Genomic DNA, 10,537 nt, shown 5'->3' on the forward strand with positions numbered 1-10,537 from the left:
CTCCTATTAACACTAAATTGTTTTTAAGACTCTAACTTCCTTTATTATTCTCCGTTTATAATTAGGTATAATTTTATTCAAAATAGTTTTATGTGTATCGAATCCGTCCATGAAATTGAAAAACTCTTTGGATAACTCGTTACCGTCATGTAATTTTTGAACGGGTAGAACGTATCCATTTTCTGACCCGAATAGGTCTTTTGCAATTCCTTTTGCCTTCACTGAATAACCAACAACCAAAGTTGGCACCCCTTGGGAGTAGGCGGCTATTGATGCGTGAGTCCGGGCTGTCACTAACACCTTGCATTTGGATATAATATACTTTAACTGGCCGCTATTAAGTTCGTTATTGTTTGAGGCGAAAGATATTCTTTCGTTTCCTTGAAAATAATCATTCAAATTTTTTAAGGGGATTCTATCATCATTATGATCCCACATAACATGCGGGATTAATGAAATATGATAAGAGGTCTTTTTTAGTATATTAAGGATAAGGTTACAGTAGTTTTCAAAAGCCATACCCTCCTTAGTTTCAAAAGCTGAAATCAAAGGACTAATATTTATACCTATGGTTTTACCGGGAACAAAATTTTTAGGGAGTGTAGTTTTTTCCGGTTCTAACAAAAATGCCGGATCAGGACAAAGACGTATATTTTCCAGACCTTTTTCTGATAGAGCTTGATATGTTATACTTTCTCTGGCAAAAATAAGGTGGTATTGTTTGAGATCTGAGAGCATTTCATTGTCTATTGCAGTGGGTTCAATAGAGCAGCCCCATAAAACGGTTTTGGCTTTGTTTTTCCTGCTTAATTGATTCATAAAATAAATTTCTCTGGGAATACCATAACAATAGTTGTCTCCTCCAATTGAGAGTGCAAGTGTATCTTTATCTGTATTATTTATAAGATTCCTATAGGCCATCCTGTCAAAATAAGTCTTATCTCCTATGAGATGTCTTTGTACAATACCTTGAAGGTAAGTTGCAGAAAATCTCTTAACGGGCTCATTGTGAGACAATATTTTGCAATAGTGCTCTACATCAAATTCCTTATCTTCAGAAGGGCGAAAAGATAAAAGGGTTGTATTATTTTTAAAGTTTGGATTGATCTGCTGCATCAGGTCGGCAGTAGTTTTTACAATGGCCTCGCAACCATGATTATAGCTGCCTCCATGAGGATACATGATTAGGTTTTTCATAGGTAATAAAAGGATTTTGATATAGATCTAAGTTTAAATGCAAGTAGTAAAATGAAGATCTGCTTTTTCTTTAAGAGTGTCTTTACCCATACGGGGTTATGAGCGGGAGTATAGGCCATGGTCTTATTCCAGAAATCCTCTGTTAGCAGTGATTTGATGGTATAATGCTTTTTGCTTAAAGGTTCGTGCCTTCTATGTATAATTCTAATTATTTCATTGTAATAACTATCATACAGTCTCTCATAAAGTATGCTAATGTTTTGAGGGTAGGTAAGTCCTTTTTTTTCAAGAAACTCCAGAATGGTTTGATGTTGCTGTTTTGCCCAAATGATTCTTTTGTCATAATTTTTTTGGGATAGTGAGTTACCAACACTATCCTTAAGATAATAATATATTACCTCATTAGTTACATAGATCTTATTAGTGTAGATAAGATATTCTATGTTGAATAATAAGTCTTCTCCATAATCAATACCGGGCTTAAACAGGATTTTATGCTTAGAGATCAGATCTGCCTTATATATTTTGTTAACCGGACCAAACAATAAAAAGCTTTTAAGTAATAGGTGGAAATAATTTTCGCTTCTTTTATCCAGGTAATAATCTCCGTCTTCTACTTGCCATAATTGCAATAATTCATTGTGTTCATTAATGGTTTGAATGGGTGAAATCACAAGGTCAGCATTTGATTTTAGTAAATCCTTGTAAAGCTTTTCTGTATAGTTGTATGGAATATAGTCATCACTGTCAATAAATTGAATGTAGGCGCCTTTGGCAATTTTCAAGCCGGCATTTCGTGTCTCAGAAGGTCCGCTGTTTATTTGGTCAAGCAGCACAATCCTTTTGTCTTTATCGCTGAATTGTTTGCAGATGGTAAGACTATTATCGGTAGAACCATCATTGATTAATATGATCTCAATATTTTTATAGGTTTGATTTATAACCGATGTTATACATTTTTCCAATTCCTTTTCCGAATTATAAACCGGAATAATGATCGAAATTAGTTCATTGCTATCATTCATGGCTCCAGAGTTTTTCAATTTCTAAAACCGAACTTTCAAGTTTAAACTGCTTACCCCTGATTTCACTTTGTATCACATAACGCTCTAACAACGCCTTGTTAAGAAGAATTTCTTGGATTCCTTTAAAGATCCCTTCAGTACTGTTTTCAGTTATTAATCCAAATTCACTTGCTCCCAATAACTCATTCATTCCGGCGCAATTGGTGGCAAGAACCGGTTTCCCTAACACTAAAGCCTCAGACACAACCGTACTAAAACCTTCAGTTCTGGATGAAGCAACATATAATTGAGCATTCTTTAAATAAGGGTAGGGATTATCTACGTATCCCAGAAGTTCAACATGATCTTCTAGTTGGTTGTCATTAATGAAAGCTTCCAACTCCTTTCGTTTACTCCCTTCGCCAAGAATTTTCAGATGCACTGAAATATTGTTATTTTTTAGTCTTTTTATCACCTCTAATAATCGATCATATCCTTTCTGGTCCTCCAGTCTTCCAATTGAAATCAGGAATGGTTTATTGGATATTTTCATGTTGGCAGGTTGTTCTGAAGAAGTGATGATCTCTTCTGAATCAATAGGGTTGTATTTCACAGTGAGACTATCAAACTCTTCGAATCGTTTTAAGAATCCTTTTCTGACACTTTCAGAAACACATACGATACGGTCAAATGTTTTGTAGATGTTTATTTCCTGCGCTAATGATCTATAAGCTATCCTTGACCAAGGATTTTCTGAGAGATCTATATGCACCCAGGCTAATTTTATGGATTTTTTATTGATGGAGCCACTAACTATTTTTGTGCTATATCCTTCAATAAAAGCCACTTCAACATCATAATTGCCCCCAATGAAAAGTTTGTAAAAAATCTGGGGCGATAAATGATGAAAAATTAGGAGCTTTAACTTATTCAACAACTTGATATAAAACGCCTTTAGAGGATGGCAATGGTCAGGTACATTCTTAAAAATACTCTTATATGATAATTTGCTTGGATAAACTTTGGTGTCAAGTTCTTCATCAATCACGCTGTAAAGCGTAATATTGTAATTTCTTTCACATAGATTTGACACCAAGGTTTGCAAAACCTTTTCCGCTCCCCCGCCGTATAGGTTGTTTATAACAAAAAGGATATTCATTTGTTTAAAAGACTTGTTCGATTGACTTAACTAACTTAAACTGATTGAAATCAGGCCCCATTTTCTTATAATTTCTAGATAATTTCGATTGGGTAGCAGGGTCATTAAGATATTCTCTTATACCAGCGTATAAACTATATGTCGAATTTTCAGTTATAATACCGAACTTATTGGCCCCAAGTAGTTCTTTCATTCCGGAGCAATCTGTTGTAATCACCGGGGTTCCAAGAATTAAAGCTTCGGCAACTACAGTGCTATAACCTTCTGATCTGGAAGAAACCAACATGGCATCTGCCATTTTAATGTATGGGTAAGGGTTTGCTTTGAAACCCAATAGTTCTACTTCGGCAGAAACATTATACACCTTTATCAAATCTTCCAGATCAGTTCTTTGTGAACCATCACCAAGAATATAGATCTTAAATTGAAAGCCATCTTTCTTTAAACGTTGAGCAATATCTATTAACCTATCAAAAGCTTTAACCGGTTCCAGTCTGCCAATAGCTATAAACCTTTTGATATTCGGGGTGGACTTCTGGAATTTTAGTTGATCTAGACGCTTAGATTTGTTGATTATATTTTTCGGATCAATGGGATTGTATTTCACCATTAGGGAAGGGAGATTACCAAACCTTTTAATAAATGAAGACTTTACCGTTCCAGAAACACATATAATCTTATCGAACTTATTGTAGGTTTCAATTTCACTTTCTAATGATTTAAAATTGTTTTTCGTGTAATGGTTTTGACTCAGGTCAGCATGAACCCAGGCAATTTTTTTAGACCTTCTATTATTGGAAGCAGCAATAATTTTGGTACAATAGCCTTCTATGAAGGCTATTTCAGTATCGAACTTCTCTTTAATGATCGACTTGTAAACCCAACTCGCAGGAAGCAGCCGAAGCAGTTTGTACTTTATTTTAAAAAGGATAATTCTTAACGTGGAATTACTGGGGGGGGTAGGCAATATAGCTCTGTACCTGGCAATGTCTTTTATTTGGGGGATGTACACTCCAATACCAACGAAGGAGTAAACCATAATATCAAACTTGTTATGATCTAGTTGACTTACCAAGTCTAATAATACTTTCTCTGCCCCTCCTCCGGAAAGATTTTCAATAAAGAATAGTAGCTTTTTTTTGTTTGCCATCAAAACCTGAGTGCTGAAAATTTGAATGAATTCTTAGTTTGGTTACTGCTTCAATATGTGTTATTTAATGATGAATTATTGTAAGATAACACTTCTAAATGTTGTGATATTTTTTACAATAATCACTTTTTTTATTTCAACTACACTTTTATAAGGATGAAATTACTTGTAGCCGTATCTATCCCATTCTAAACGAATGTATTATACAATTAAGGTTTCTTCGATAAGCCCGTTATGCTCATTAGAATGGATAACCTTTATTTTATCGGATAAAACGATTGTAATACGGAGAAAATTCTTATAAGAAAGAATATTTTATACTTTTCTGTATCATCTTATTAATATGTTATGTTTAAAAAGCCCTTACTTGTTCTTGTCATAATTTTCATTTTCGGTTTTCTTTTTTCGTGTTCATCTCAAAAGGATGTGGTTTATCTTCAGAACTTTGAGCCACAGGAAGGTGTAGAAGATTTGAATAAATTTGAACCTCGTTTCAAAGTAAATGATATTGTTAGCATTTTCGTTTCCGCCTATGACATGGAAGCTGTGGAACCTTTTAATTTATCCACGGGAAGTGGTGATAACACGGAGGCAATAGATTATATCATCGATAAGGATGGTTATATAGACTATCCGGTATTAGGGAGAGTTGAATTAAAAGGGAAAACGGTTTCTGCAGCTAAAGAAATGTTGGTAGATCGTTTAAGTAAATATTTAAAGGATCCCATTGTAAATATTAGAATAAAGAATTTTAGAATTACGTTATTAGGTGCTATTAAGAGCCCAGGTACTTATGTGATTTCCGGAGAAAGGATTACTCTTTTAGAAGCAATAGGCTTAGGAGGTGATTTAGATATTAAGGGGAAAAGAGATAATATTATGGTGATTAGGGACATTGATGGAACTAAAGTTTCTACTCGGGTAAATTTAAGAGACAAATCATTTTTAACATCACCAGTCTATTACCTTACGCAAAACGATGTGGTTTATGTAGAACCCAATAAATATGCAACTTCTGCTTCGAAAAGAGACGGACGGTTAGGACTTGTAATGGGGGTCCTCGGTTTTTTAGTCTCTATGACAGTTTTGATAACCAACTAATGTTATGGAAGATCTTACCTCAAGTAATAAAAATCAGTTAATTGACTTTACTCAATTAAAGAAATTATTGATCAGGCTATTAAAAAACTGGTATTGGTTTGCAATAAGTGTAACGTTAGCCATCGCTTTAACATATTTGTATTCAAGAACCTTAACCAGTCAATTTGCTTCATCAACATCAATTCTTTTAGGAGAGGAAGTGTCTAATTCACCTGAGCAGGCTTTTTTTAAGGAATTCAATATAACCAATGGAAATCAAAAAATAGAAGATGAAATAGCGATACTGAAGTCAAGAAGTATAATGATGGATGTTGTCAAAACCTTAAATCTAAATTTCCAATATTTTGTGCAGGGGCGTGTGAATGCCCTTGAGCTTTATAAAGAAGATGTTCCGATTCTAGTTAATTTTATGGTCGCTGATTCTGTAGTAGAAAGGAGTAATCTTACTTATTATTTTCAATTTGTTTCTACAACAGAATTTAAATATTCAACTGATGGAAACTTTTTCAACAAATCAGGAGCATTTGGTAAGCAGTTCGAAACACCTATCGGGAATATGATAATTACACCCAAAATAGATGACATAATGGATTATTCTGGTGTAAATTTTGTTTTTCGATTAAGCAATGTACGAAGTGTTGCAGAGTCATACAGAAATCGATTAAATATTGCGCCTAATAGGGACGGCTCTAGTATTTTAATTATCTCTTTATCCGATCCAGTAAATGATAAGGCCACAGATATATTGAATACGATTGTAAAAGTTTACAATGGTATCGCTATATCTGAGAAAGAACAATTGGCGGCAGCAACGTCTAATTTTATTGATGAACGTATTGAATTAATTTCATCGGAGTTGTCTGATGTAGATAATAGTGCAGAACGATTTAAGACCGGAAATAAAATTACAGATATTGATACGGAGGCTGATAAATACGTGGCTGCAGACTCAGAGGTAGAAAGGGAACTAAATGAAACCGGAACAGAGCTTAGCATGGCTCAGTATATCTCAGATTATCTTTCAAAACAGAAAAAGTACGAACTAATGCCTTCTAATTTAGGTTTATCCGATAAAAATCTTGAAGGCGCCATTAGTCAATATAATAAATTGCTACAAACAAGAAATCGTCTTTTAAATAGTTCAAGCGAAGAAAATCCTGTAATCGCTAATATTGATCAACAGCTTGAGGGCTTACGAATTTCAATGAAACGTAATATTGCCAATTATGAAAATACATTGAACATTAGAATGAATAAACTTAGGGAGCAAGAAAACCGGATCAATTCAAAAATTTATTCTGTTCCAGGAAAGGAGAAGAGGTTTAGAAACATAAGTCGTCAGCAGCAGATAAAGGAATCCCTATATCTTTATCTTTTAGAAAAAAAGGAGGAGTCAAATATAGCACTTGCCAATACCCAGCCCAATGCTAAAGTCATTGACCCTGCTTTCTCTAACTATGCTGCTATTGGTCCAAATAAAAGAATGTATTATTTAGGGGGACTTTTGTTTGGATTAATGATACCATTTCTGGTAATTTATATTCAGGATCTGTTAGATAATAAGATTCATTCTAAGGAAGAACTTCAGGAATTATTACCATCTGTTCCGCTTTTGGGAGAGTTGCCCCGTCTTAAGAAGAAAAAACAGCAACGGATCAAAGAAAATGATCGCTCTCCCTTTGCTGAGAGTTTTCGGTTGTTGCGCACCAATCTAGACTACTTTATCAAGGGTCGAAAGGACAGCCGGAAGATTATTCAGGTAACCTCCACCATCGCCGGAGAAGGGAAATCGATGGTAGTCTATAATCTCGCCCGTACTATTGTGAATTCGGGGAGTAGTGTACTTATCATTGGAGCTGACATCCGGAATCCCGGAATCGACCGGTTTACTCGCTCTCTTAAGGGAGCAAAAGGGCTCAGTGATTATCTTTACGATGATAATTGCAGGGTAGATGAGGTGGTGCAAATGACCCCGGAACTTGAACACCTTTGGGTAGTAAAAGGAGGGAAGGTGCCTCCAAACCCGGCTGAACTTCTCATGAATGGACGCATGAAAGAACTGATAGAGAAAGTAGAAGAACACTTTGATTATATTCTGATCGATACTGCTCCGTCGATGCTGGTAACTGATACCCTGGTGATCAGTGAACTCGTTGACCATACTATTTATGTGGTGCGTGCCAATTACCTTGATAAAAAAGCCCTCAACCACGTGAAAGATGTGTACAAGAATGAAAAGATTCCGGGATTGATGCTCCTTCTCAATGATGTGGAGTCTTCTAATCTTGGATACGGTACTCGTTATGGTTATGGCTACTACGGACAGAAAAAGAAGAAGGGTTTATTAAGTTATATTTGAGTTTTATAGGTTACTGATAATGCGGATCTTAAAATTTTCAATGCGACGGGCGGAGTTTTTATTGAGCCATAAACAACGTGTCACCATTTTTAAAGCGGTTGTGAATTTGAGTTAAATTTTCCTTTTGATTTCTGTCAATTGGGTTATTAAGAATGCCATTTGTATTAATTTCTGTGATAAGGTCTATATTATTTCGAATGAAATCATCTTTATCTCCATTGATGTAATCTGTTAATAACTTGAGATTATGATCTACCTGTGCTCCGGAAAGGATTATTTTAGGTAGGTCGATCTGGTAGAAAGATTTATTTTTTCTTAAGAAGTTTCCTTTTGTATTGGTAATACAGTAAAGACTTCTATCTCCAGTATTTTCAAATATAGTTGGATCTCCCATTTTTAGATGATCTGGAAATATAAAAATGGCAGTGTCTTCCATTATATTTTTAGTTTCCAAAAACCGAATAAAATCTCCAATGAGATAGTCTAAAGCAGCTACCATAAATTCTAAATCAGATTCCTTTGGAGAGATAACAGACTCCATTCTACTATCATAGACTCCATTTGGGAAGTGCGTATCTGAAGTGGAAATGAAGAAGCCAAACGAGTTTTGTGAATTGGATAATGATTCAATTTCCCTTTTAGCAATATCGAAAAGATCCTTGTCTCTAATTCCCCACCCTGCTAAATGTTGTACCCTATCTTTAACGCTTTTATAATCTATGATTTTATCCATTTTAAAAACGGAAAGCATTTCTTTAGTCCCTGCAAAATCCGTATTACCATTCAAATAAGTTAATTCATAATTCGATTTGTGTAAGACATGAGTAATACTAGAAATTTGAGAATCGTATGTATTTTCAAATATGCGATTAGAATTCATCGTGAATAAAGCAGGGAATCCCGTCATATAAGTATAGAGTGAAGCACTTGTCCATTCACTACCATGGTTTGGTTTAATATCTAAATAATTCCATCTTTGTTTTAATTTATTCAAATTTGGTGTGAGAGAGGCGAATTTTTTTGTTAGAAAACCTCTTTCCATTGATTCCATAGAAATTATAATAATATTTTTCCCAGCCTTGCTTTCAACCTTGTCAGGTGTTATATAGTCAGCCATGTTATGCCTTTTTAAGGTTTGAGAAAAAGTAGCTTTATTATGAGGTTTTAATAGTGGTAATAATGTTTTAGTATCTGAAATGAAATTCCCCTGAAAAATTAAAAGGCTAAGAAAAAATATAACACCCGTTACACTTATAGAATTTGCAGGTATCTTATTGAATTTTGAAACTTTACCATGCAGTTTTTTCAACACTAAATTTGCGTTTAGGTTTAAATAAGATAGGACGCAAAAGCTTACGGCAGCAATAAATATTTGCAGTATAAATATGCTTTCCATTCCTAAAATTCCTCTGAGATTAGCATGCACATAGAATTGGTAGCCAATAAAGGATTGGGTAGAATAAAGTGAAAAGCCTTGAGCGATTATAAACAGAGATGACAAATTGCTTACAGTAAATCGTACTATTTTATTTACTAAAAGCGAGTTGATCAGAAATAGAATTAGTGAAATTATTAGGAGAATAAAAACATCCCATTTCCCCCCAAATTGATTTATAACGTCTAGCATGGCATTAAATAAAGTAGTTAAATTTTAAACTCTAAGTTCAAACAATAGAAGCAATAAGATTAGTCACTATTGTGAACGCTTTTTTTAAAAGTAATTGTAGGACTTTTTTGGAGGAGATAGAGCTCTAAAAGAGTATTCTAGATGGAAGTTAAGTCCTGCGCTTAAATTATTGTAATACAGTAGATAAGATGGTTCTTTAATTCGGTGTAGGAAAAACTATGAATATTTAATGGTAAATTCTCAATGCTACGTGAAGATTCTAATTGATGAGATGTAATATTTTTTTATTAGTCGATTTATGTGCACCATATATATCCTGGCAAGAAAAGTCATTTCAGAATTAAAAAAGGATAATTTGTAATTTTCAAGCCTTATCGTTAACATTCAATCGGTTAAAGAAGGTCATTTTCTTATTTTGTCCTCTTCGTGCTATTTTAAATTAGCAATCACCTACCTTTTTCTCAACTATAACTGTAGCGTAGCTAGGTATGTCTCTATATGGTGAGATCACCACGCTAGACCCTTTGGGAAATTCCAAATTCCAAATAGCAAACACCAATTTCCTCCTATGATTCCTTTTGGGCATATTGTCATGGCCTTAAAGGCCTAGCCACCCTATCTTCGCTAGGCGGACCCGTGCCCAGCAATGTCTTTCTTCGAGTTAGCTTGCTTACTGATAGCTCAGATGGCATTGAGGTGCAATTGGGAGATTGCCACGGTTTACGAAGTAAACCTCGCGAAGGCGAATAACTTGAACTTCATACCTCCGTACCTCCGTACCCTCGTACCTTTATTGAGGAGATTGCCACGGTAGCCCTTCGGGAAATTCCAATTTTCAAAACCCAAATTCCAATTTCCTCCTATCATTCCTATTGGTCAGATTATCATAGCTTGGAATGCCCAACCATCCTAACTTTGGGAAACAGGCCCGTCCATAGTA

General features: G+C 34.8%; 7 protein-coding genes. 2 read left to right on the forward strand and 5 right to left on the reverse strand.

All coding sequences use genetic code 11. From position 1 onward, the window contains the following. Window positions 1-12 precede the first annotated feature (12 nt). From E7Z59_RS13470 to E7Z59_RS13485, 4 genes are read right to left on the reverse strand one after another with little or no spacing between them, the layout of a single operon-like run. On the reverse strand, window positions 13-1,197 hold the full coding sequence (locus tag E7Z59_RS13470; protein WP_136336852.1) for a polysaccharide pyruvyl transferase family protein: 1,185 nt from the start codon (window positions 1,195-1,197) through the stop codon (window positions 13-15). Further along, a complete protein-coding gene (locus E7Z59_RS13475) occupies window positions 1,194-2,222 on the reverse strand; it encodes a glycosyltransferase (protein WP_136336853.1) in 1,029 nt (342 codons plus the stop codon). Before E7Z59_RS13475 ends, E7Z59_RS13470 begins: the two co-directional genes overlap by 4 nt. Continuing rightward, entirely contained in the window at window positions 2,215-3,360 is a 1,146-nt protein-coding gene (locus E7Z59_RS13480) for a glycosyltransferase (RefSeq protein ID WP_136336854.1), read from the reverse strand. The genes E7Z59_RS13475 and E7Z59_RS13480 overlap by 8 nt, the downstream gene beginning before the upstream one ends. A gap of 4 nt (window positions 3,361-3,364) precedes the next feature. Then, complete coding sequence (locus tag E7Z59_RS13485; RefSeq protein WP_136336855.1) at window positions 3,365-4,510, reverse strand: glycosyltransferase; 1,146 nt, start codon at window positions 4,508-4,510, stop codon at window positions 3,365-3,367. 348 nt (window positions 4,511-4,858) lie between these two features. Here E7Z59_RS13485 and E7Z59_RS13490 point away from each other — a divergent pair, with 348 nt between their 5' ends. Both E7Z59_RS13490 and E7Z59_RS13495 read left to right on the forward strand, forming a co-directional pair. Then, window positions 4,859-5,611 (forward strand): polysaccharide biosynthesis/export family protein, encoded by a 753-nt coding sequence (locus tag E7Z59_RS13490; RefSeq protein ID WP_136336856.1) that lies wholly within the window; start codon window positions 4,859-4,861, stop codon window positions 5,609-5,611. A gap of 4 nt (window positions 5,612-5,615) precedes the next feature. Continuing rightward, window positions 5,616-7,970: a GumC family protein gene (locus E7Z59_RS13495; RefSeq protein ID WP_136336857.1), complete on the forward strand. Its 2,355-nt coding sequence runs from the start codon at window positions 5,616-5,618 to the stop codon at window positions 7,968-7,970. A gap of 58 nt (window positions 7,971-8,028) precedes the next feature. Here the strand turns inward: E7Z59_RS13495 and E7Z59_RS13500 are convergent, their stop codons facing one another. Continuing rightward, complete coding sequence (locus E7Z59_RS13500) at window positions 8,029-9,597, reverse strand: sulfatase-like hydrolase/transferase (protein ID WP_136336858.1); 1,569 nt, start codon at window positions 9,595-9,597, stop codon at window positions 8,029-8,031. Between the last annotated feature and the right edge of the window lie 940 nt (window positions 9,598-10,537).

Origin of the sequence: Robertkochia marina, assembly GCF_004799345.1 — a bacterium.
GTDB classification, from domain to species: domain Bacteria; phylum Bacteroidota; class Bacteroidia; order Flavobacteriales; family Flavobacteriaceae; genus Robertkochia; species Robertkochia marina.